This window comes from Streptomyces sp. NPDC005423 (assembly GCF_040606415.1).
Lineage (GTDB): Bacteria > Actinomycetota > Actinomycetes > Streptomycetales > Streptomycetaceae > Streptomyces.
This window is the reverse complement of record NZ_JBEXET010000004.1, coordinates 221,695-243,561: the sequence shown is the minus strand read 5'-3', so window position 1 is coordinate 243,561 and position 21,867 is coordinate 221,695. Positions and strand designations below refer to the sequence as shown.

The 21,867-nt window shown below is 73.1% G+C and carries 21 protein-coding genes; 13 read left to right on the top strand and 8 right to left on the bottom strand.

The genetic code is table 11. The features are described from left to right. The first annotated feature begins 50 nt into the window (after positions 1–50). Together ABZT12_RS08955 and ABZT12_RS08950 are read left to right on the top strand one after the other, a co-directional pair. Entirely contained in the window at positions 51–2,228 is a 2,178-nt protein-coding gene (locus ABZT12_RS08955) for a DUF4139 domain-containing protein (RefSeq protein WP_356379680.1), read from the top strand. Further along, positions 2,225–3,871, top strand: coding sequence for a DUF4139 domain-containing protein (locus tag ABZT12_RS08950; RefSeq protein ID WP_356379678.1), 1,647 nt, complete (start codon positions 2,225–2,227; stop codon positions 3,869–3,871). The genes ABZT12_RS08955 and ABZT12_RS08950 overlap by 4 nt, the downstream gene beginning before the upstream one ends. 21 nt (positions 3,872–3,892) lie before the next feature. Here the strand turns inward: ABZT12_RS08950 and ABZT12_RS08945 are convergent, their stop codons facing one another. Further along, positions 3,893–4,561 (bottom strand): lysophospholipid acyltransferase family protein, encoded by a 669-nt coding sequence (locus ABZT12_RS08945; protein ID WP_356379676.1) that lies wholly within the window; start codon positions 4,559–4,561, stop codon positions 3,893–3,895. A gap of 212 nt (positions 4,562–4,773) precedes the next feature. Between ABZT12_RS08945 and ABZT12_RS08940 the strand changes: the two genes are divergently transcribed. The 6 genes from ABZT12_RS08940 to ABZT12_RS08915 all read left to right on the top strand — a co-directional run bounded on the left by ABZT12_RS08940 (position 4,774) and on the right by ABZT12_RS08915 (position 9,387). Next, positions 4,774–5,280 carry a SigE family RNA polymerase sigma factor gene (locus ABZT12_RS08940; RefSeq protein WP_356379674.1) on the top strand — a complete coding sequence of 169 codons (507 nt, stop codon included), beginning with the start codon at positions 4,774–4,776 and terminating at the stop codon, positions 5,278–5,280. 10 nt (positions 5,281–5,290) lie between these two features. After that, positions 5,291–5,833: a hypothetical protein gene (locus ABZT12_RS08935; protein ID WP_356379671.1), complete on the top strand. Its 543-nt coding sequence runs from the start codon at positions 5,291–5,293 to the stop codon at positions 5,831–5,833. 119 nt (positions 5,834–5,952) lie between these two features. Then, positions 5,953–7,173 carry a glycosyltransferase gene (locus ABZT12_RS08930; RefSeq protein ID WP_356379736.1) on the top strand — a complete coding sequence of 407 codons (1,221 nt, stop codon included), beginning with the start codon at positions 5,953–5,955 and terminating at the stop codon, positions 7,171–7,173. Then, positions 7,170–8,429: a hypothetical protein gene (locus tag ABZT12_RS08925; RefSeq protein ID WP_356379668.1), complete on the top strand. Its 1,260-nt coding sequence runs from the start codon at positions 7,170–7,172 to the stop codon at positions 8,427–8,429. The genes ABZT12_RS08930 and ABZT12_RS08925 overlap by 4 nt, the downstream gene beginning before the upstream one ends. 165 nt (positions 8,430–8,594) lie before the next feature. Beyond that, positions 8,595–9,047 carry an NAD(P)H-dependent oxidoreductase gene (locus ABZT12_RS08920; RefSeq protein WP_356379665.1) on the top strand — a complete coding sequence of 151 codons (453 nt, stop codon included), beginning with the start codon at positions 8,595–8,597 and terminating at the stop codon, positions 9,045–9,047. A gap of 106 nt (positions 9,048–9,153) precedes the next feature. Continuing rightward, complete coding sequence (locus ABZT12_RS08915; protein WP_356379662.1) at positions 9,154–9,387, top strand: chaplin; 234 nt, start codon at positions 9,154–9,156, stop codon at positions 9,385–9,387. Positions 9,388–9,573: 186 nt separating this feature from the next. On the opposite strand, the gene ABZT12_RS08910 is transcribed toward ABZT12_RS08915, so the two are convergent. Beyond that, the gene (locus ABZT12_RS08910; RefSeq protein WP_356379660.1) at positions 9,574–10,224 is read right to left on the bottom strand and encodes a hypothetical protein; all 651 of its coding nucleotides are present in this window, start codon (positions 10,222–10,224) and stop codon (positions 9,574–9,576) included. Positions 10,225–10,537: 313 nt separating this feature from the next. Between ABZT12_RS08910 and ABZT12_RS08905 the strand changes: the two genes are divergently transcribed. Together ABZT12_RS08905 and pgm are read left to right on the top strand one after the other, a co-directional pair. Further along, on the top strand, positions 10,538–11,485 hold the full coding sequence (locus ABZT12_RS08905; RefSeq protein WP_356379657.1) for an SGNH/GDSL hydrolase family protein: 948 nt from the start codon (positions 10,538–10,540) through the stop codon (positions 11,483–11,485). Positions 11,486–11,600: 115 nt separating this feature from the next. Beyond that, a complete protein-coding gene (gene pgm / locus ABZT12_RS08900) occupies positions 11,601–13,241 on the top strand; it encodes a phosphoglucomutase (alpha-D-glucose-1,6-bisphosphate-dependent) (protein ID WP_356379654.1) in 1,641 nt (546 codons plus the stop codon). A 46-nt stretch (positions 13,242–13,287) separates the two neighbouring features. On the opposite strand, the gene ABZT12_RS08895 is transcribed toward pgm, so the two are convergent. Continuing rightward, entirely contained in the window at positions 13,288–14,421 is a 1,134-nt protein-coding gene (locus ABZT12_RS08895; protein WP_356379651.1) for a PP2C family protein-serine/threonine phosphatase, read from the bottom strand. A 325-nt stretch (positions 14,422–14,746) separates the two neighbouring features. Here ABZT12_RS08895 and ABZT12_RS08890 point away from each other — a divergent pair, with 325 nt between their 5' ends. Next, the gene (locus ABZT12_RS08890; RefSeq protein WP_356379733.1) at positions 14,747–15,526 is read left to right on the top strand and encodes a hypothetical protein; all 780 of its coding nucleotides are present in this window, start codon (positions 14,747–14,749) and stop codon (positions 15,524–15,526) included. A gap of 109 nt (positions 15,527–15,635) precedes the next feature. On the opposite strand, the gene ABZT12_RS08885 is transcribed toward ABZT12_RS08890, so the two are convergent. The 3 genes from ABZT12_RS08885 to ABZT12_RS08875 form a co-directional block, all read right to left on the bottom strand. Then, a complete protein-coding gene (locus ABZT12_RS08885) occupies positions 15,636–16,643 on the bottom strand; it encodes an ABC transporter substrate-binding protein (RefSeq protein WP_356379648.1) in 1,008 nt (335 codons plus the stop codon). A 67-nt stretch (positions 16,644–16,710) separates the two neighbouring features. Next, complete coding sequence (locus tag ABZT12_RS08880; RefSeq protein WP_356379645.1) at positions 16,711–17,781, bottom strand: ABC transporter permease; 1,071 nt, start codon at positions 17,779–17,781, stop codon at positions 16,711–16,713. Beyond that, positions 17,778–18,608 carry an ATP-binding cassette domain-containing protein gene (locus ABZT12_RS08875; RefSeq protein ID WP_356379643.1) on the bottom strand — a complete coding sequence of 277 codons (831 nt, stop codon included), beginning with the start codon at positions 18,606–18,608 and terminating at the stop codon, positions 17,778–17,780. The genes ABZT12_RS08880 and ABZT12_RS08875 overlap by 4 nt, the downstream gene beginning before the upstream one ends. Before the next feature lie 95 nt (positions 18,609–18,703). On the opposite strand from ABZT12_RS08875, the gene ABZT12_RS08870 reads away from it, so the two are divergent. Further along, the gene (locus tag ABZT12_RS08870) at positions 18,704–19,723 is read left to right on the top strand and encodes a LacI family DNA-binding transcriptional regulator (RefSeq protein ID WP_356379640.1); all 1,020 of its coding nucleotides are present in this window, start codon (positions 18,704–18,706) and stop codon (positions 19,721–19,723) included. Positions 19,724–19,799: 76 nt separating this feature from the next. Here the strand turns inward: ABZT12_RS08870 and ABZT12_RS08865 are convergent, their stop codons facing one another. Beyond that, positions 19,800–20,015 carry a DUF4177 domain-containing protein gene (locus ABZT12_RS08865; RefSeq protein WP_356379637.1) on the bottom strand — a complete coding sequence of 72 codons (216 nt, stop codon included), beginning with the start codon at positions 20,013–20,015 and terminating at the stop codon, positions 19,800–19,802. Positions 20,016–20,339: 324 nt separating this feature from the next. After that, positions 20,340–20,996, bottom strand: coding sequence for a hypothetical protein (locus ABZT12_RS08860; RefSeq protein WP_356379634.1), 657 nt, complete (start codon positions 20,994–20,996; stop codon positions 20,340–20,342). 297 nt (positions 20,997–21,293) lie between these two features. On the opposite strand from ABZT12_RS08860, the gene ABZT12_RS08855 reads away from it, so the two are divergent. Beyond that, positions 21,294–21,734: an OsmC family protein gene (locus ABZT12_RS08855; RefSeq protein WP_356379632.1), complete on the top strand. Its 441-nt coding sequence runs from the start codon at positions 21,294–21,296 to the stop codon at positions 21,732–21,734. Positions 21,735–21,867: the final 133 nt, after the last annotated feature.

Below are 21,867 nucleotides of genomic sequence, written 5' to 3'. Positions count from 1 at the left end.
GCGGCTATCGTTCGCGCAGCGAAGAGGTGCGAGCGCCGCGAGGGGGATCCATGGACGAAGCGACCGCCCGGAAGACCGGCACGGAGCCGGAGTGGTGTGCGGAATCGGTGCTGGAGTCCGTCGTGGTGCACTCCGTCGGGGCACTGTGCACCCGACGGGTACGCTGCGCCCTCCCCGCCCACCGTCCGCCCGCCGACGACGGACACCCCGGCGCCCTCCGGCTGCGCGTCGAGGGACTGCCGGTCACCCTCTACGAGCACTCGCTGCGGGCCCGGATCCGCTCCGGTCCGCCCGGCCTGCGGATCACCGACGTACGGGCCGCCAGGGCGGCGGAGGTGGCACCGGACGCGGAACTGCCGCGCCTCAGAGTGGACTTGACGGAGGCCGAGGACCGCGCCGGTGAACTGCGCGACCAGTGCGAGCAGTTGCAGACGGACATCGAGGAACTGGCCGGACTGAGGGCCACCGCACCGCAGACCCGACGAGGTGATCCGCCCCGCCGGACGCCGGTGGAGTCCCTGCTGGCGCTGGCCGGCTTCTTGGACAGCCGGCTGGCCATGCTGCACGAGCGGCTGCGCACCGCCGAGGACGAGCTGCGGCGGGCCGAGCACGAGACCGACGTCCTCGCCCGCCGGCTCGAACAGTCCTCGACCGCCGAGCCCGCCGCGCGAGTTCGGGAATCCACCACCGCACTGCTCACCATCGACCTGGGCGCCCCCGGGCGGCAGGCACCCGACGCACCCGCCGACTCCGGCACCGGCTCGGAGCTCGGATCCGAGCCGGGCGCGGGGACCGGCCCGGGAACCGCCCCGGAGATCGACGTCGAGATCGAGTACCACGTCCCCGGGGCCACCTGGTCCCCGGTCTACCAGCTGCGCCTGAACAACACCGGCACCCGCGCCGAGGGCGTGCTGCTGCTGCGGGCCGGCGTGGCCCAGCGCACCGGCGAGGACTGGACCGGCGTACGGCTGGGGCTCTCCACCGCCGACCTGCTGCGCGGCGTGGACATCCCGCAGCTGCGCTCGCTGCGCATCGGAAGGCGTCAGACCGAGCCGGCGCCGAGCGGGGGATGGCGCGAACCCCCGTCCGGACTGGCGGAGTTGTTCGCCGGATACGACGCGGCGGCCGCCGCCCGGCCCGTGTCGGGCCTGCCCCTGGCCGGCTCCGCGCCCCAGGAAGCGCCGAAGCCGCGCTCGCCCCACCGGGCCCGGGCGCGGAGCGCGGGCATGGAGTTCGGCGCTTCGGTCCCGATGGCCGGCGGCTACGCCCCGGTCGCCGGCGGCGTACCACCGGCCGCCCCCATGGCGGCCTCCGCCCCTTCAGGCCCCGCCCCGGCCTCCCCGCCACCGCCGCCGCCCACTCCGGCGCCGCCCGTGCCGGGCGAGGAGCTGCTCGACTACGCCCGGCTGGTCCTGGCCGGGCCCGAAGAGCCCGCACGGCGCGGCAAGTTGGGGCGGGAGAACGCCGAACCCGACCTCGTGGTGGCGGAGTACCGGCGCCGGGCCGCCGTACTGGCCCCGGCGGAACACGACGCCCGCGCGGCCGGAACGCCGCCGACGGACGGGTCGTTCGCGCACCGCTTCGACACCGCCGCGCCCGTCGACGTGGAGGCGGACGGCGCCCGGCACACGGTCGCCGTGTGCGAGATCCCGGTGGGGCTGGCGACGGAGTACGTGTGTGTCCCCGTCGAGGACCAACTCGTCTACGGGACGGTCGTGTTGACGAACACCTCCGTGTATCCGCTGCTGGCGGGACCGGCCGACGTCACCGTCGACGGCGAGTTCGTCCTTACCGCGCCGCTGCCCGCGCTCGCCCCCGGACAACGGCGGCGCGTGGGGATCGGCGTCGTCGAGAGCGTGCGGGTCGCCCGGCGCGGCCGGCTGCGCGAGTCCACCGCCGGACTGCGTTCCGGTACGACCGTCCTCGACCACACCGTCGAGGTCGAACTCGCCAACCGCCTCGGCCACTTGGTGGTCGTGGAGGTCCGTGAGCGGATTCCGGTGACGACGGAGAAGGACGTACACATCGAGGAGCACCCGGCCCACCCGCCCTGGACGGCCCCCGCGGAGCCCGACGAGGACAGCGGGCGGTATGTGGAGGGGGCGCGGATCTGGCGCGTGGAGCTGGAACCCGGCCGGACGGTCACCCTCAAGGGCGGTCACACGATCCGTGTTCCCGCGGGCAAGGCACTGGTCGGCGGGAACCGGAGGGACGTCTCAGCACCATGACCGACACCACGACAGCCATCATCGAGCAGGACCCGGCCGCCGAGCCGCTGCCCGTCACCGCCGTGACCTGCATGGAGGACCGTGCCCAGGTCGAACGCCGGGCCCGCGTCACCCTCCGGGCCGGGACGCGGCGACTGCGCCTCGGACCGGTCACCCCGCTGGCCGTCGACCGCTCCCTGCGCGTCGACATCACCGCCGCCGGCACCGGCGGAGCGACCGGCGCCCGCGTCATCGACGCCCGGGTCGTCCGGCGCTACACACCCGCCCCGCCGGGCGGGACGGGGGTGGACGTCTCCCGGCTCCGGCGTGCGGTGGACGCGCTCGAACACGAGGTCCGGGACGCGCGACTGCTGCGGCGGCGGCTGGAGAGCCGTCTCGCCGTCGTCGCCCAGGCGAAGACCGATCTGTACCGCGACATCTCCGAGAGCGCCGGCGCGGGCGACGCGGACCCCGACCGCTGGGCCGACCGGCTGGAGCGGGTCGGCTCCGTCGCGGACGCGAGCCGCCGGGAACTGCGTGCGCTGAACCGCCGCCACCGCGATCTCGAAGCCGAACTGGCCTCGGCACAAAGGGCGTTGGTCGACACCGAGCGGGAACCGCAGGAACTGACGGCCGTCTTCGAGGTCGTCGTCGAAGCCGAACAAGCGGGCCCCGCCCTCCTGCACGTGACCCATCTGGTGCCCTGCGCCCTGTGGCGTCCCGCCTACCGGGCCACGCTCGCCGCCGACGGGCGGTCCGTCCGGCTGGAGAGCGACGCCGTCGTGTGGCAGCGCACCGGCGAGGACTGGGCGGACGTACGCCTGTCGTTCTCCACCGCCCGCCCCACCCTCGCCGCGAACCCCCCGGCCCTGCGCGACGACGTCCTGGTCCTGCGCGACCGCTCCGCCGAGGAGCGGCGCACGGTGGAGGTGGATCTGCGCGAGGAGGAGATCCACACGGTCGGCGCCGACTCCGAGCCGGTCCCCGGCCGGGCCGGCGACCTCGGGGAACTGCCCGGACTGCACGACGGCGGCGAGGTACGGGTTCTCGCTGCCCCCGCGCCGGTCGGCGTGGCGGGCGACGGCCGGCCGCACCGCGTACACCTCGGCACGTTCACCGCCGAGTGCCGCGCCGAACTGACCTGTGCTCCCGAACTGTCGCCGCTGGTCGCCCTGGTGGCCCGCGTCCCCAACCTCTCGGGGCACGTGCTGCTCGCGGGTCCGGTGGACGTCGTACGGGAGAGCGGCTTCGTGGGGCGCGGTCAACTGCCCTTCGCCGGCAGCGGCGAGGAGGTCCGGCTGGCCTTCGGCACCGAGGACACCTACCGGGTGGTCCGCCATGTGGAGGAGACCCGTACGAGCGCGGGGCTCTCCGGCCTCAACCACCGTACGGTCATCACGCGGCGCGTGCGGATCTTCGTCTCCCGGCTCGACGCGCGGACCGACGGCCCGGCGTCGGTCCTGGAGGTGTGCGAACGGGTCCCGGTCTCCGAAGTCGCCGCCGTGGAGGTCCTGTTGCGCGGAGAGTCCGCCCGTCCGGAACCCGGCCGAGGGCCCGATTCCGAAGGCATCGTCCGTCACCGCCTCGAACTGACCCCCGGCGGCAGGCGGGAGATCGAGCTGGAATACGAGATCAGGGCGCCGGACACCGTCGTCGGCCTGTGAAGTCCCGCGGCGGGCCGTCCCTCACACCGGCGGGGCCGGCCTGGCGGCGGTCGGGAGGCGGTCGACCGCCTCCCGCCAGGCGGCCGTCACGGCGTCGCGGGCCTGGGCGGTGGCGTCGGAGACGTCTCCGGTGAGCTGGAGCGGCACGCCGAGGTGGACGTGGAGGTCGGGTCGGCGCAGGGGCGCGGTGGCGACACCGGCGAGCTGTTTCCACCGCCCGCCGGAGACGATCCGGCGGGCTCCGGCATGGCCGAGCGGGACGACGGGCGCGCCGGTGGCGAGCGCGAGGCGGGCCAGCCCGCTGCGGAAGGGGCCGGGTCCGCTGTCGCCCGAGTCCCGGCGCCGGGGCAGGCCGCCCTCGGGGTAGATCACCACGACCCGGCCGGCGGCCAGGGCACGGGCCGCCAGTTCCAGCGCTCCCGCCGCGTTCCGGCTGCCCCGGTGGACCGGGATGTGCCCCTCCCGGGTGAGGTGCCGGCCCAGGACCGGGATCTTCCAGAGCCCCGCGGTCGCCAGGACGACCGGCTCGGTGCCCAGCCTGTGCAGCGCGGCCAGGACGAGCCCGGGGTCGGCGGACGCGGAGTGGTTGGGCGCGACGATGCTGCCGGGCGCGACGGTGGGCGTCGTCCCGGTGGTCACCGTCAGGCGGCCGAGGAGCGGGACGACGGTATGGGCGAAGGCGCTGAGCACGGGCGGTCGACTCCCTGGTCTGCCGGGACGTGCCCGGCGCGGGTCCGGCCGGTATCGTCACCCGGCCGAGCGGCCAGGGCATGAGTACGGGTACTCACGCAGCGGCCTCGGTGAAGCGATGTAACCCGGATCACAGGGGTCGGGTGCATCGTAGCGGGGGGTCCAGCGCCTTTCTCAGTGTGTAAGGGGCTGGCCGAACGGGGACGGTGCGGATGGAGCAGAGTCGGGCCGAGGGGTTCGACGGGTTCGTGGCAGCCCGCTGGTCGGCGTTGTTCCATCTCGCCCGTCTGCTCGTCGGAGGCGATCGGCACCGGGCCGAGGATCTGCTCCAGGAAGCTCTGGTCAAACTCTGGTTCGCCTGGCCGAAGATCGCGGACGAGGCCCCTGAGGCGTACGTCCGCAGGATCCTGGCCCGGTCGGCGGCCCGTTCGGCGCGCCGGCGCTGGTGGGGCGAGCGCCCGGTCGAGCAGCTGCCCGACCGGGCCGAGGTGGGCGATGTCTCCGCCGCCGTCGTGGAGCGCTCGCGGCTGGAGGAGGCGCTCGCCCAACTGCCGCCCGCGCAACGGGCGGCGGTGGTGCTGCGCTACTACCAGGACCTGCCCGAGAGACAGGTCGCGGAGGTACTGGGGTGCCCGGTGGGCACGGCGCGGTCCCACGCGTCGCGGGGCGTGGCGAAGCTGCGCCGGATCCTGGCCGATGTCATCGAGCCGGTGGGCTGAAGGGGAGCTGATGGACCACTTCGAGCGGGAGTTGGCGCGGATGATGCGCGACACCCGGGAGGCGACCCCCTTCGAACCGCGGCACCGCAACCGTCTCCGGTCCGGAGTACGGGCCCGGCGCCGGGCCCGCGCGGTACAGCGGGCGGTCGGCTCCGTGCTGGCCGTCGCCGGGGTCGGCCTCGGCTTCTTCCTGCTGCCGCACGGACCGGTCGACGACAGACCGCAGGCACCCTTCCCCCGGCCCGCGGCGAGTCCGGCGCCCCCCACCGAGAGCCCCACCCGGATGCCCGACACGACCTCCGGCAGTACGCCCACCACAGCCCCCACGGCGACCGGCGAGCAGAACTCCGAACCCCCCGACTCCAGCACGCCACCCACGAGTTCGAGCTCGACGGCCACGGACCCGAGCACGACCACGACCACGACCGGAGGTGCGCTCGCCACCCGCACCGGGACCCCCGACGCACCCACGACCCCGGCCGCGCCGACCGGTGCCACGGCGACACCGACCTCCGCGTCGTCCGCGTACGCGGGCACGGCGAACCCGGGGTAGCCGCGCCCGCGCCCCCTCCCCGCACCGCCCCGCCGCATCCCCTGACCGCAGTGCTGCCACGGCTGACCTCGGCATGCCCTGAAACGGACCACGAACATGGACAGAGCGTGACCATGCCGATGAGTCAACTGCCGCTCCGCACACCGGTGTCGGCCCACCTCCACGACCCCGTCCTGGACCTCGTCGTCCCGGTGTACAACGAGGAGACGGACCTGGAACCGAGCGTACGGAGGCTGCACGCGTATCTGTGCGACACCTTCCCGTACCCGTTCCGCATCACCGTCGCGGACAACGCCAGCACCGACGACACCCCGCGCATCGCCGCCCGCCTCGCCGCCGAACTGCCCGGCACGCACTGGCTGCGGCTCGCCGAGAAGGGGCGCGGCCGGGCTCTGCGCGAGGCCTGGTCGGGGTCGCGGGCGCCGGTGCTCGCCTACGTCGACGTGGACCTGTCGACCGACCTGGCGGCGCTGCTGCCCCTCGTCGCGCCGCTGATCTCCGGCCACTCCGACCTGGCCATCGGCACCCGCCTCGCGCGTGGCGCCAGGGTGGTGCGCGGGCCGAAGCGGGAAGTCATCTCCCGTTGCTACAACGCCCTGTTGAGGTCCTCCCTCGCCGTCGGCTTCTCCGACGCGCAGTGCGGATTCAAGGCGGTGCGACGCGATGTGGCCGAGCGGCTGCTGCCCCTGGTGCGGGACTCCGGCTGGTTCTTCGACACCGAACTGCTGGTGATCGCCGAGCGGGCCGGGCTGCGCATCCACGAGGTGCCCGTCGACTGGGTGGACGATCCGGACAGCCGGGTCGACATCATGGCCACGGCCCTGGCCGACCTGCGCGGCATCGCCAGGATCGGCCGCGCCCTGGCCGGGGGCGCGCTGCCCCCGGCCGGACTGCGCCGCGCGACCGGCGGCGAACCCACGGGCGGCCTCGCCGGCCAACTGGCGCGCTTCGCGGCCGTGGGCGCGGCGAGTTCCCTCGGATACGTGCTGCTCTACCTGGCGTTGCGGCCGGCGGCGGGCGGACAGAGCGCCAACGCGCTCGCGCTGCTGGCCTGCGCCCTCGCCAACACGGCCGCGAACCGCCGGCTCACCTTCGGGCTGCGCGGACGCTCCGGCGCCCTGCGCCACCAGGCCCAGGGCCTGCTGGTCTTCACGGTCGGCCTCGCCCTCACCAGCGGCGCACTGGCCCTTCTCCACCACCTCGCCCCAACTCCCGCACGCGGCACGGAAGTCGGCGTCCTCCTCGGCGCCAACCTGGCCGCGACCCTGCTGCGCTTCCTGCTCTTCCGCGCTTGGGTGTTCGCCGGCCGCCGCCGCGGGGCGGGAGAGCCGAGCGCATGAGCGACACCACCACCCTGACTCCTCCCGCCGCCGTCGCACCCCCGATACCCGTGCGCCTGCACGCCGTCGGCGGCCGGCTGGCTCGCGTGGCCGGACGCTGCGCTCCCGTACTCGCGCTGTACGGCACGCTGAAGCTCATCGGCTTCTGCGTCTTCATGTACCTGCTGAACTCGGCCGGTGACTTCAGGAAGAGGGACCCGCGCTTCGGCGGCGGCGCCCACGCCTGGGACGTCCTCGCCACCTGGGACGGCTGGTGGTACCAGCAGATCGCCGCCCACGGCTACCACCCCGCGCTCGTTCCGGTCCCCGGCGCCACCGGGCTCATCACCATCGAGGGCAACTCGGCCGCGTTCTTCCCGCTCTACCCCGCGGCGATGCGACTCGTCTCCGCCTGCACCGGGCTCGGCCTGTACGGCTCCGGAATGCTCGTCTCGGTCGTCGCCTCCTTCGTCGCGGCGCTCGGCATCCACGCCGTCACCGCGCGCTTCGGCGGCCACCGGGCCGGACTGGCCGCCGCCGGACTGTGGGCCGTCTGGCCCGGCTCCGGCATGGAGTGGTCGGCGTACTCGGAGTCCCTCTACGTCGCCCTCGCCGTCTGGGCCTGCCACGCCGTGATGAGCGAGCGCTGGCTCACCGCCGGCGTGCTCACCTTCACCTCCGGCCTCAACCGTCCCACCGCCGCGGCACTGGTCGCGGCCCTCACCGTCGCCGCGCTGCTGGCCCTCCACCGCCGCCAGGAGGACCACGCCCGCCTTTGGACCGCGATCCTGCTGGCGCCGCTCGGACTCGTCGGCTACCTCCTGTGGGTGGGCGACAGGATGGGCAACCTGGCCGGCTACTTCGCCCTCCAGAAAGGTGCCTGGGCGCACACCTTCGACTACGGCGAACACACCGTGGACGTCTTCTCCTCCATCGCCGTCGGCCACTTCGACTACCTCTTCGCCTACCCCTTCGAGGACATCATCGGGGTCGCCGTCGTCCTGCTGGCCGTGCTGCTGATCCCCCTCCTGATCCGGCTGCGCCCACCGGCCGTCCTGACCGTCTACACCCTCCTCACCCTCGCCCTGGTCCTGGGCAGCCAGCAGATATTCGGCAACGTCTCCCGCTATCTGCTCCCCCTCTTCCCCCTCTTCGTCCCCCTCGCCGTCCGGCTGCGCGGCCTCGGCCTGCCCACGCTGTGCCTGCTGCTGGGCATCGCGGCCGTGGCCTCGGGTTCGTACGCGGGCTACGTGCTCTTCGAAGCGGGGGTCCCGTAGCGCGGGGACGCCCGGTGACGCGCGGCCCGCCCTCGGCCCGCCGGCGCGCGCACGCTCGTAGGGCCGTCCAGCGCGGCGCTGAGCGGCCATGGTCGCGGGCCGGCCAGGAGGGCACGGTGACGAGGGCTGCGCCCGCCGGTGGCCGACGAGGCGTAGGTTCACCCGGTGCCCACCTTGCTGATCGTCCACCACACCCCCTCGCCCCACTGCCAGGCGATGCTGGAAGCCGTCGTCGCCGGGGCGACCGCGCCGGAGATCGAGAACGTGCGGGTCGTGCGGCGCGCGGCCCTCTCCGCCACGGCCTCGGACGTGCTGGCCGCCGACGGCTATCTCCTCGGAACGCCGGCCAACCTCGGCTATGTGTCCGGCGCGCTCAAGCACTTCTTCGACCAGGTCTACTACCCGTGCCTGGACGAGACCCGCGGGCGGCCCTACGGCTACTACGTGCACGGCGGCAACGACGTGACGGGAGCGGTACGCGCCGTCGAGTCGATCACCACGGGACTCGGCTGGCGGCGCGCGGCAGACCCGGTGACCCTGACCGGCGAGCCCAACAAGGCGGGTACGGAAGCCTGTTGGGAACTGGGGGCGACGATCGCGGCCGGCCTGACGGAGTGAGCCGGACGGTGGCGACCTCCCCGTTCGGCGGCGGAAAAGTGTCGGGAAGACCCCTACCGGCCGCAGCGTGGGGTGACCTGCCTCTGCGAACGAACAGGAGTCACCCATGCGGAATCGTCTGACGGCCGTGCTCGGTCTGACCGGTGCGGCCCTGCTGTTGTGTGCCGGTACGGCGAGCGCGGACCCCAACCCGGTCGGCGTCGCGGCCAACAGCCCGGGCGTGTTGTCCGGCAACGTCATCCAGATCCCCGTAGACGTACCCGTCAACGTGTGCGGCAATTCGGTCGACGTGATCGCGCTGCTCAACCCCGCGTTCGGCAACACCTGCGTCAACCGCTGACGAGGGTTCCCGGAGCCGTGGGCCACGCGCCCACGGCTCGCCCCCGCACCCCGCGCGCACCACGACCCCGCGCCCACGACCGCGTACTTATGACCTCGCACACGCCGCACCTGTGGCCACGCGCCTACGACCCCCACCCGCGCCTGCCACCACGCGCTCACGGCCCCGCCCCCGCCGACGCCAAATTCAGCGGGCGTCGGTCAGCTCGTCCAGGGGAGTGCCGTGCGCCCAGCGCCGCAGCCGCGGACCGTCGATGAGCCGCACGCCGCCCTGCCGCCGCGCCCACTGGACGTCACGCCCGCTGAAGGTGCCGCGGTGCACCACGAGACGCAGCGGGGGACCGGTGCCGGTCCGGTGCGCGGACCGGACGGGCGGCTCCTCGTCGGGCAGCGGTTCGGCCACCGGGCGGAACGCCACCTCCAGACGGTGACCGGAACCGTCGCGCGCGCGGACCCGTGGGCGGCCCTGCGTGTCGGACCGGGCGAGGGCCCGCCAGCCGTCCCGGCGCAGCATCCGTGAGACGGCCAGGGCGAGCCCCTGGGCATCCAACTCGGCGATCTCCTCGGGCGTGTAGTAGCCCAGGCGCCGCCGGGCCGACGGGCGGTGCCGGCGCACCGCGACCGGGACCAGGACGGCGAACAGCGCCAGCGCGCCCCCCAGCACCCCGGCCCCGTAGCGGCGATAACCCGCCGCGAGAGCGGCCACGGTCCCGCACACGACGATGACGACGGCGACGAGGGCGGGCAGCACCTCGCGCAGCCCCGGGCCGTAGCGTCCCTGCGCGCGCAGCGCACGGATCAGGTCCCGTCGCTCGGTCCCTCGCCCCCATCGCGTCACCAGGGCCAGCTCCCCCCACCCCGTGTGCCTCGGCGTCTGCGGGAGGGATACCCGCCGGGCGGTGCCCGCGTGCGCGCCGGGCACTTTCCGGCCAGCTATCCGGCCGAACTCTTTCGCAGCCACCGAACGGCCGGGACCCGGTCGACTGCCGTGATCCAAGGGGGAGTTGACTACCTCGGCCCGCTGCCGAAATCTTGGCCGCCCAGCTATGGCCCCCGCGACTTACCGACAGGTATACAAGGTCAGTTGAACGCGAGAGGACCGCACCGGGCGTCCGCCCTCCGTGCCGTCCCGGAGCTGGGGGAGGACCTTCATGAACCGTGCCACGCAACCCGCCACCGCAGTGTCCCGCCGTCGTCGGGCCGCGGCGGCCGCGGCCGTCAGCGGCTGCGCCCTCGTCGTCGCCTCGGCGGCACCCGCGGCCGCGCACGGCGCGGACGGGGGCTCGGACCACGGGCACGGCACGAGCTACGTGTCGCTCGGGGACTCCTACACCTCGGGCCCCTACATCCCCACCCAGGTGGACGCCAACTGCGCCCGCTCCGACCAGAATTACCCCTCCCTGGTGGCGGCGGCGCGCAAGGTGAGCGCGTTCAAGGACGTGAGTTGCAGCGGCGCGACCACCGTCGAGATGTGGAAGGCGCAGGGCACCAACGGCCCCCAGCTGAACGCCGTGCGACGCGGCACCGACCTGGTGACGGTCCAGATCGGCGGCAACGACATCGGGTTCAGCTCCATCATCGGCACCTGCGCCCAGCTCAGCACCACGGACCTGACCGGCAACCCCTGCCAGCGCTACTTCTCCTCGTCGGGCGTGGACCAGCTCGCGGTCCGGGTCCTGCAGACCGCGCCCAAGGTCACCAAAGTGCTCCGCGCCATCCACCAGCGGGCCCCGCACGCGCGCGTGGTCGTCGTCGGCTACCCCGACCTGCTGCCCGACGACGGCAGCGGCTGCTTCCCCTCGGTGCCGTTCGCCGCGAAGGACTTCCCCTATCTCCGGGACACCGGCAAGCGGCTCAACCTGATGCTGCGGCTGGTGGCCAAGCTCAACGGCGTCCAGTACGTGGACACCTACGGACCCACCGTCGGCCACGACATGTGCAAGTCCCCGGCGGACAGGTGGATCGAGCCGTTGCAGCCGGCCTCACCGGCGGCCCCCGCGCACCCCAACGCCAAGGGCGAGGCGGCCATGGCGGGCGCGGTCCTCAAGGGCCTGGACAGGCACACCGGCAAGCCCCCGGCCGGCCACCAGGGGCGCTGACAGACAGCCGTCGCCCAGGTTTCCCGCGGGCCCGGCCGGTGTACTCGCACAACACGGCCCTGACAAGGGAAGATGGGGCCGTACGCGAAGCAGGCCGACACGGAGGAGCGGGCACATGCAGCACGAGCGAGCGGGCGAACCGGCCCGTCCGGAGGATCTCGTCGACGTGGCCCGGCTGGTCACCGCGTACTACGCGCTGCACCCCGACCCGGCCGAGCCGGGGCAGCGCGTGGCGTTCGGCACCTCCGGGCACCGGGGCTCGTCGCTGGCGACCGCCTTCAACGAGGACCACATCGCCGCCACCAGCCAGGCCATCTGCGAGTACCGGGGCGGCCAGGGCACCGACGGCCCCCTCTTCCTGGGCGCCGACACGCACGCGCTGTCGGAGCCCGCGAAGGTGACCGCGCTGGAGGTGTTCGCCGCCAACGACGTGACGGTGCTGATCGACACCGCCGACGGCTACACGCCCACCCCGGCGGTGTCCCACGCCATCCTCGCCCACAACCGGGGCCGGTCCGCGGCACTGGCGGACGGCGTCGTCGTCACCCCGTCGCACAACCCGCCCGCCGACGGCGGCTTCAAGTACAACCCGCCGAACGGCGGCCCGGCCGGCTCCGACGCCACCTCCTGGATCCAGGACCGGGCCAACGAGATCATCGCCGGCGGGCTGAAGGACGTACGCCGCATCCCCTACGCCCGCGCGCTGGCCGCCCCCGGCACCGGCCGCCACGACTTCCTCGGCGCCTACGTCGCCGACCTGCCGAACGTCCTGGACCTGGACGCCGTCCGCGCGGCCGGCGTGCGCATCGGCGCCGATCCGCTGGGCGGGGCGTCGGTCGCCTACTGGGGCCGTATCGCCGAGGAGCACCGGCTGGACCTGACCGTGGTCAATCCGCTCGCGGACCCGACCTGGCGGTTCATGACGCTCGACTGGGACGGCAAGATCCGGATGGACTGCTCGTCGCCCTACGCGATGGCGTCCCTGATCGGACAGCGCGACCGGTTCCAGATCGCCACCGGCAACGACGCGGACGCCGACCGGCACGGCATCGTCACCCCCGACGCGGGTCTGATGAACCCCAACCACTACCTGGCCGCCGCGATCTCCTACCTCTTCTCCCACCGCGAGCGGTGGTCCCCGGAGGCGGGCATCGGCAAGACGCTGGTCTCGTCCGGGATGATCGACCGGGTCGCCGCCGACCTGGGTCGGCCACTGGTCGAAGTACCCGTCGGATTCAAGTGGTTCGTGGACGGACTGGTCGACGGCTCGCTCGGGTTCGGCGGCGAGGAGTCGGCCGGCGCGTCCTTCCTGCGCCGGGACGGCTCGGTGTGGACCACCGACAAGGACGGCATCATCCTGGCCCTGCTCGCCAGTGAGATCACGGCGGTCACCGGCAGCACCCCCTCCGAGCACTACGCCACGCTGACCGCCCGCTTCGGCGCCCCCGCGTACGCCCGCATCGACGCCCCCGCCACCCGCGAGGAGAAGGCGCTCCTCGGCAGGCTCTCGCCCGCCCAGGTCGGCGCGGACACCCTCGCCGGGGAGCCCGTCACCGCCGTGCTCACCGAGGCGCCCGGCAACGGCGCGTCCATCGGCGGCATCAAGGTGACCACCGCCAACGCCTGGTTCGCGGCCCGCCCTTCGGGGACCGAGGACGTCTACAAGATCTACGCCGAGTCCTTCCACGGCGAGGACCACCTCCACCAGGTCCAGGAAGAGGCCAAGGCCGTCGTCCAGTCGGCCCTGGGCGCCTGACCTCGGAACCGAACGGCGGTGCGCGCCACGGCGGTTGGGGGCGGTCTCAGAGAACGGGACCGCCCCTTCGGCGCAGCACCAGCAGCGCGGTGTCGTCCCGGGACCGGTCCGCCGTGTGGCGGCGCAGGTCCCGGTAGACGGTCGCCGGGATGTCCTTCGGCAGCACCTCGCCCCAGCCGGCGGCACGCTCCTCCAGGGGATAGAAGGCGCCGGACGGATCCCGCGCCTCGGTGACGCCGTCCGTGCAGAGCACCAGCGTGCCGTCCGCCGGGAAGCCGAACCACTCGACGGTACGGGGCTCGGCGGCCAGCGCGTCCAGGCCGAGCGGAACGCACGGGTCGGCGTGCAGAGCGCGCCCCACCCGCCCGTTCCGGAGCAGCAGGGGCGCCACATGGCCGCAGTTGACCGCCTGCGCCTCCTCCTCGCCGTCGACGTTCAGGACCAGCGCCGTCACGAACCGGTCACCGTCGCCCGTCTGCGCCGCGAACGAGTTGTGCCGCAGCACCGCCTCCTCCAGCGCGTCGACCACGGCGGTGAGCGTCGGCTCGGCCACGGCCGCCTCCCGGAACGCGCTCAGCACCGCGAAGGCCGCGCTGATCGCCTGGAGCCCCTTGCCCTGCACGTCCGCGATGAACACCCGGCTGCCGTACGGCGAGGCCACCACCTCGTAGAGGTCACCGCCCACCCGGCTGTCCTCCTCCACCGGCCGGTACAGCCCGTGCACCAGCAGCTCGTCGGTCATCAGCGGGAACGGGCGCAGGATCTGCCGCTGGAGGGCCGCCGCCGCCGAGCGCAGCCGGGCGATCTCGCCCTGCGAGCGGATCCGCTGTGCGGCCCGGGCCACGCTGAGCCCGTTGAAGACCAGCGCGAAGACGACGACCGCGGCGTCGGCCCCCATGGTCTTCAGCGGGGTGTCCACCAAGGAGGCGGCGATGACGGCCGTCACCCAGCCGGAGGCCACGACGGTCTGCCGTACGGTGCCCCGCCCGGCGATCAGCGCGGGCACCACGACGAGGAACGGCGCCGGCCGGGTCTCCCGGCCCAGGACGACACCGGTTACCGCCAGGACGGCCGTCAGCCCGACGAGCGAGAGCACCACCACGGACCAGCTCAGCGCGGCCGAGGGCCGGGGCCGGCTGTCGGCCGGGGAGTCACCGTCCGGATCCCGCGAGGTACGCACCGTCCCACCCGCTGCCTGTAGACGCCGGCCCACCGCCGGGAAAGCCTCCACCTTCAATATCCGCCCCCTGGGCAGCGCCCGCGACCTGCGACGACCCCGCCCGGGGCCGGCTGTCCGCGCACAACGGGCCCACAGACTCGCCCGCCCCGGGGGCTCGCTCACCTGGCCGGGGGGTTAGATTCCCATCCGTACTGTTGTGCGGTGCTGGGGGAGTTGGGGACCGTTGCTTGCGAGGGCCGAGCGGTATCGCGGGGATGTGGAGGACCAGCCGCTGTCCGGACCGGTCGAGGGCGCGCGAAGACGGCCGTACGTCCGTCCCGGGTGGCTGGTCGCGGCCACTCGGCGCACTCTGCGCGGCGAGTGGCAGGGCATCGTCGTCGATCCGTTGCGGCAGTTACTGCGGCGCGGACTGTCCGGGCTCACCCTGGCGTTCGTCGCCGCCTTCGGGGTCATCTTCTTCCACGCCCTGGCACAGCGGCCCACCGGCGCGGTGGTGGTACGGGTCATCGGCGGCGTCTCCGGCCACCTCCCGCTCTGGCTCGCCCTGCTGCGGACCCCGGTGTCGCTGTACGTCCCGGCGCTCGACCTGCCGGTGTGGGCCGGCATCACCCAGCTGTTCCTCGCGTTCGCACTCGCCGAGCTCTCCCTCGGCCGCGCCCGCACCCTGCTCATCGCCTACGTGACCACCCTGGCCGGGACCCTCACGGTCCGCGTGATGCTCGCGCTGGGCCCCGGCTGCCACGGCGTCGGTCTGCCGCCCGCCGTCGGGCACGTCCTCGACACGGGCCCGTCCGCCGCGGTCGTGGGCCTCTTCACCTACCTCGCCGTCGTGCGGCGCGCCCCGGTGCTTTTCACCCTCACCAGCGGATCGATGGTGTGGGAGTCCGTCGTCAAGCCCAACCTCGCGGGCCGCGAGCACCTGATCGCGGTGGCCGCCGCCATCGTCCTGGCCCTCCTCCGGGGCCGCGGCCCGTGGCGCCTGCTCGCTCGGTTCCTGCCGCTCCGCCGCGAGCAGCGGGCGTACGCGACGGAGCCGGTCGTGCTGCCGGCGCCGGCCAGGAGCAGCGAGAATCTCTCCGACTCCGCCAGCAGCAAGCGGAGTTGAGCGCCCGCGTGACGTCGCTGCACCGAACTCGCCCGCTGCCCGCGGGAGGTGGGAGGCGGGAGGTGGGCCCCACGGGGAGGAGTGGGGCCCACCGGTCACCGGAGGAAACTCAACAGCCCGACTTGTAGAAGTACTTGGCCACCGCGGGCTCGTTCATGTTGTCCTTGGTGATGGCGACCATGTTGGTGCCGATCGACTTCCGCACCGTCTTGCCCTCGAACGCGGCGGCCAACTGGTCCACGGCCTCCCGGCCGATCGCCGCCGGGTCCTGGGCGACCAGGACCTGGAGGGCGCCCGCCTTCAGCGAGGCGATCTCGTCGGGCTCGGCGTCGAAGGCGGCGACCTTCACGGCGCCCTCCTTGCCGGCCTGCTTCAGACCGGTGGCGATGCCCTGCCCGGTGTTGGTGTTGCCCGCGAAGACACCTCCCAGGTCGGGATGGGCCGCCAGGGTCGACTGGATCTGGGAGGCGGCGGTGGCGGGCAGGTCGTTGTCGTAGAGGGTGGGCAGCACCTTGATGGCCGGGTACTTGGCCATCTCCTCGGTGAAGCCCTTGATCCGGGCGTCGGTCGTGGAGACGCCCGGCTTGACGCTGATGACGATGGCCGAGCCCTTCTTGTTCATCAGCTCGGCCAGCGCGTCGGCGGCCACCCGGCCGCCCTTCTCGTTGTCGGAGGAGATACGGGTGATGCCTATCGAGGGGTCGGTGACCGTGGTGTCCACGAGCGCGACCTTGGTGCCCGCCGACTGGATCTGCTTGAGCGACGGGGTCAGCGCGCTGGTGTCCACCGGCGCGATCAGCAGCCCGTCGGGCCGGGCCGCCGCCACCGAGTCGAGCAGGGGCCGCTGCACCGACACGTCCCACTGCGCGGAGCCGTCCGCGGCGAACTCCATGCCCTTGGCCTTCGCCTCGGTCTGCGCCGCACACGACATGGTGATGTAGAAGGGGTCGCTCTTCACGCCGGTGATCAGCCGGACCTTCTTGTGCGCGGCGCCGCCCGCCGAACCCGAACTCCCGCTGTCGCCCGACGAACTGCAGGCGGCGGCACCGGCCAGCGCCAGCACCGTCCCCGTGGCGACCAGGACTCTGCGCGTGCTGAGAATGCTCGACTTGGACATCACGGTGTTCTCCTTGGCGTGGGCTTGCCGTCCCGGTACTCGTGGGCCACCGAGGCGGCGGGGATGGTCATGCGCGCTCGCGGGTTCTCCGGCGCATCTGGTCGATGTAGACGGCGGCGACCAGGACGACGCCGACCGCGACGTCCTGCCAGTACTGCTGGACGCCGATGACGATCAGTCCGGTGGTGAGCACCGCGGGGATGAAGACGCCGATCACGGTGCCCAGCACCGATCCGCGCCCGCCGAAGAGGCTGGTACCGCCGAGCACCACCGCGGTGATCACCTTGAGGTTGTCGGTGGAGTGCCCGGCGATGGACGTCGTGCCGTACGACGCCAGCCACATCACCGCGCCCAGTCCGGCCAGCAGCCCCATCAGGCCGTAGACCTTGACCAGATGGCGTCCCACCGGGATGCCGGCCCGTCGTACGGCGGTCGGGTTCGAGCCGATCGCCAGCGTGTGGCTGCCGAACCTGGTGGCGCCCAGCAGCGCCCCGAAGAGGGCGGTGACCACGGCGGCCAGGATCACCATCCACGGGATGCCGAGCACCTTGCCGAAACCGAGGCTGTCCTGGAGATGGGCGGCCGCCGCGCCGGCCGGGTCCTGGCCGCCGGTGGCGAGCTCGGCCAGCCCGAGCGCCGCGCCCAGTCCGCCGAGCGTCACGATCAGCGGGGGCACCTTCCCGGTGGCCACCACCACGCCCTGGAGCGCCCCCCACGCGGTGCCGACGGCCAGCGCGATCAGGACGGAGACCGCGACCGTGCCCCAGCCCGCGGTGGGTCCGCCGTGGTGGATGTTGTACTCGCCCGCCGCCACCGCGGCCAGCACCAGTACCGAGCCGATCGACAGGTCGATGCCCGCGGTGATGATCACGTACGTCATGCCGACGCCGAGCACCAGGTAGATGGCCGCGTTGACGGCGATCTGGGTCAGGTCGTACGTGGTGAAGAACTTGCCCGGCGCGGCGATCGTGAAGAACGCGACCAGCGCCACCAGGATCACGAACGTCCAGAGTTCGCTGATCCCGGCGGCCCGCCGCAGCCACGGTGGCAGCGTGCCGCCTCCGCCACCCGCACTGTCGGAGTGCGCCGGGTCCTCCACGGGGGCGGCCGTCCGCACGCCCCGGCTGTCGGCGCTCATCGGCCGTCCTCCCCGCGAGCCGCCTCGGCGGAGCGCGGTGCGGCGGGAACCGCGCCGGGCCGCGCCGGGTCGTCCAGCGAACCGGTCATCGCCCCCACCAACTCCTCGATCGAGGTCTCGGCCGCGGTGAAGGAGGCGACCCTCCGCCCCAGCCGCAGCACCTCCACCCGGTCCGCGACCGACAGCACCTCGGGCATGTTGTGACTGATCAGCACCACGCACACCCCCCGGTCGGCGACCCGCCTGACGGTCTCCAGGACCCGGGCGCGCTGCACGACACCCAGGGCGGCGGTCGGTTCGTCCATGAAGATGACCTTGTTGGCGAACGCCACCGCCCGGGCCACCGCCACGGACTGCCGTTGACCGCCGGACAACGTTGTCACAGCTGCCGTCACATCCTTCAGCTCGACCCCCAGTTCACCGAAGGCCCGGACCGCCTCCCGGCGCATCGTGGGCCGGTCCAGCACACCGAGCCGGCCCAGGAGCCCACCGCGCACCAGCTCCCTGCCGAGGTACAGATTGGCCGCCGCGTCCAGGTCGGGGGCGAGGGAGAGATCCTGGTAGACGGTCTCGACGCCGCGGCGCTGCGCGTCCATCGGCCCGGCGAACCGCACCGGCGCCCCGTCCAGCAGGAGTTCCCCGGCGTCGGGGGCGAGAACGCCCGACAGTACGTTCACCAGAGTCGACTTGCCGGCGCCGTTGTCGCCGATCAGTGCCACGACCTCTCCGGGGTACGCCGTGAAGTCGGCGCCCTGGAGCGCCTGGACGTGGCCGAAACGCTTGACCACACCGTGTGCCGCGAGAAGTGGTTCCCTTGCAGAGGCCATGTTGTGCCTTCTGGTTGGTATCGTTAACAACTCGTCGATTCTGGGAGGCCCTTGAGTGGGCGTCAAGGCCCGTGTACGAACGGAGAGTTGACGAGGTGCCCGGCCGCCCCCGGATGAAGGACGTGGCCGCGGAGGCGGGCGTCAGCGTGATGACGGTGTCCCGGGTCGTCAACGGCGACGTGGGCGTGGCTCCCCGCACCGCCGCCCGTGTGACGGCCGCCGTACGCAAACTGGGATACCAACGCGACGACGTGGCACGCCAGTTGCGCCGCCGGGACCGGCTGAGCCAGACGATCGGGCTGATGGTCGACAACGTCGCCGACCCCTTCATGGCCGCGGTCGCGTCCGCCGCCGAGGATGTCGCCAGACAGTGCGGCAGCATGGTCCTCATCGGCTCGAGCGGCGCCGATCCGAGCCGGGAGCGTGAGGTCATCGCGGCCTTCACCGCCCGCCGCGTCGACGGCCTGATCCTCACCCCGGTCGCCGGCGGCCACCGTGTGCTGCGCTCGGCCCAGGCGCGGGGAACCAAGATCGTGTGTGTGGACCGGGCGGCGCCGGGGCTGGACGTGGACGCCGTGGTGGTGGACAACTTCGGCGCGGTGAAGGAGGCCGTCCGCCATCTGATCGCGCACGGCCACCGCCGTATCGGCTACGTCGGTGACAAGCCCGAGATCTGGACCTTCGGGGAACGCCACCGCGGGTACCTGGCCGCCCTGGAGACCGCCGGTGTCGACGCCGACCCGGCGCTCGTCCGGCACGGAGTGCGCTCGGGTGCCGGCGCGGCGGGGGCCGTCACCGAGCTCCTGTCCGCACCACGGCCGCCCACCGCGATCCTGGCGGGCAACGAGGTCCTCGCGTTCGGGGCGCTGGCCGTGCTGCCCGCCACGGTGGCGTTCATCGCCTTCGACGACTTCGCCCTCGCCGCGCAGCTGACGCCGCCGGTCACCGTCATCGCCCAGGACCCGGTCGCGCTCGCGACGAACGCCGCGCGGCTTCTCTTCGCCCGTATCCACGGCGATGTCTCGGCGCCCCGCACGGTGGTCATGCCCACCGAACTGATCCCACGGGGCTCGGGGGAGATCCCGGGACCCTACGCGCCGTACGGGCCGCCTTGAGGCAGCCGGCCTGCCCTCAACCGGCCCACCACCTCCAACTCGCCCAGCACACAAGGCAAGTTGGAGGTGGCGTCGGTCAGCCGCGGGGCCGCTCGAAGGTGAGGAGCAGGCCCTCGACCGCGCCGGGACCGATGCGGCCCTTGACGTCGGCGGAGGTGATCGTCTTCAGGCCCCAGCCGTCCTCGGCGTGCTTGTTGAGGACCTTCTCCAGCTTGTCGCTGTCCAGGGCGTCCCCGATCAGCGACTCCCGGAAACTGACGACCTTGTAGTCGAACGAATAGGGGTTGCTCATGGCTGAGATGTCCTCCTGTGCGTGGGCCGCGGTGGCCGGGGCCAGCCAATCATGAGGCGACACCGCGGCGCGGACCGGGGGAGGAGTGGGCCGCGCCCTCTCCGCACCCGGTGTCCGGCGGGCGCCGTGGGCGGAGCGCGGCCGACGGAGCGTACCGAGGCGCCGTCGCCCGAGGACGAAGTTCCGCGTTGGTGTCGGCTGTTGGGCAGCCGGTGCCGATCGGCCTGTGCCCCCGCCCGCCGGGCCCGGCCCCCTGGTGACATGCCGCTTCACCTGGCGGAGGCAGGGAACCGACTTATCCCCAAGGGGAGTTGGGCGGATTCGCTACGAGGGGTCGGCCGTGGCCGCCTCGTCCGCTTCGGCTGTCACCGAGGGCTCGGCCTCGACCGCCGAGTAGAAGACGGACTTGTTCTGCCGGGTGCGCTGGATCCGGCCCTTGGCGACCAGACCCTCCAGAGCCATGCGGACGACCTTGGCCTTGGCAGCGCGTTCGGGATGGGCCTGTGCGAGAGCGCCGGTGACTTCCGCGGCGGACCGGGGCTCGGACTGCCGGAGCAGGTGTTCGCGGATGAGTTCGCCCAGGGTGGGCGGCTTGGACGCCTTGACGGCCGGCGTCGGCGCGGGCTTACGGCTCGGCGCGGGCTCCTGCTTGCGGGGCCGGGTGCGGCGACCCGACGAGCCCCGGCGAGGCGCGGGGACGGCGGCGGAGCCACCGGGGACGGCAGTCGCTGTCTCCGTCGGCGCGGTCTTCGCCCGCGGTGTGTCCGCTGCCTGTGCCGCCGGCGCCTCCTCGGTGCCGAGCGCCTGCCGCATGCCGGCCAGCAGCTCCCGGTCCTGCCGCAGGGCTTCCAAGTGTGCCTGTAGCGCGGCCAGTTCGGCGCTCAGGCGGTCCTGCTCCCGGGCGTTGCGCTCCAGGTCGGTGGTCAGCTGGGCGGAGTACTGCGCCTTCAAGTCAGCGGCTTGCGGCGGGCTTTCGGACATGGGAGACCCTCCAGAGTTCACGGTGCGTTGTTGTGGCGGATGTTACTCATACTGTGCCGACACAGCTCCCGCCGTGTTGTGTCCATGGAAGCAGGCAGTGAGTTGTCGGCGCACAACAGCGCGCACATATGCCCCGTACGAGGGTCGCACCCCCAGGGAACGATCGGGAAGGAACTCCAGGTCGATCAGGTCAGGTCAGTGGTTGTCGATATCGGGGAGTGTCCCCGGGAGGCCCAGGTCGTCGTGTCGACGGACCAGTCGAGGACGGGCCACTGACACGGCACTACTGTCGTCGCCATGAGCGAAGACTCCCAGCGCCTGGTCACCATCGAGCGGACCAGCACCGGCCACTTCACCGCGACGAACGCGCGCGGCGGCACGATCAGCTTCGGTACGTCCTCCGACCCCGACGGCACCTCCGCCTTCACGCCGGTGGAGCTGCTGCTCGCCGCCGTCGGAGGCTGCACGGCCGCCGATGTCGACGTGGCGACGAGCCGACACGTGGAGCCCGACCGGTTCGTCGTCACCGTGACCGGCGACAAGGTCAGCGACGAACTGGGCAACAGGATGGCGGACTTGGCGGTCACCTTTTCCGTCGCGTTCCCGGAGGGCGAGTCCGGCGACCGTGCCCGGACGATCCTGCCGCGCGCCGTCAGGACCTCACACGACCGGCTCTGCACGGTCAGCCGCACGGTCGAGACGGGCACACCGGTCACCGTGACCGTCACGGACGCCTGACCCGGTCGCGAGGGGCCGGTGTCCGACGCGACGTCCAGCTGTACCGGCCGGGCTACCGGCTCACGCACAGCGGGACAAGGACGGGGAGGCCGCTGTCACCGCTGTCGACAAGGTGACAGGGTGACAGCGGCGG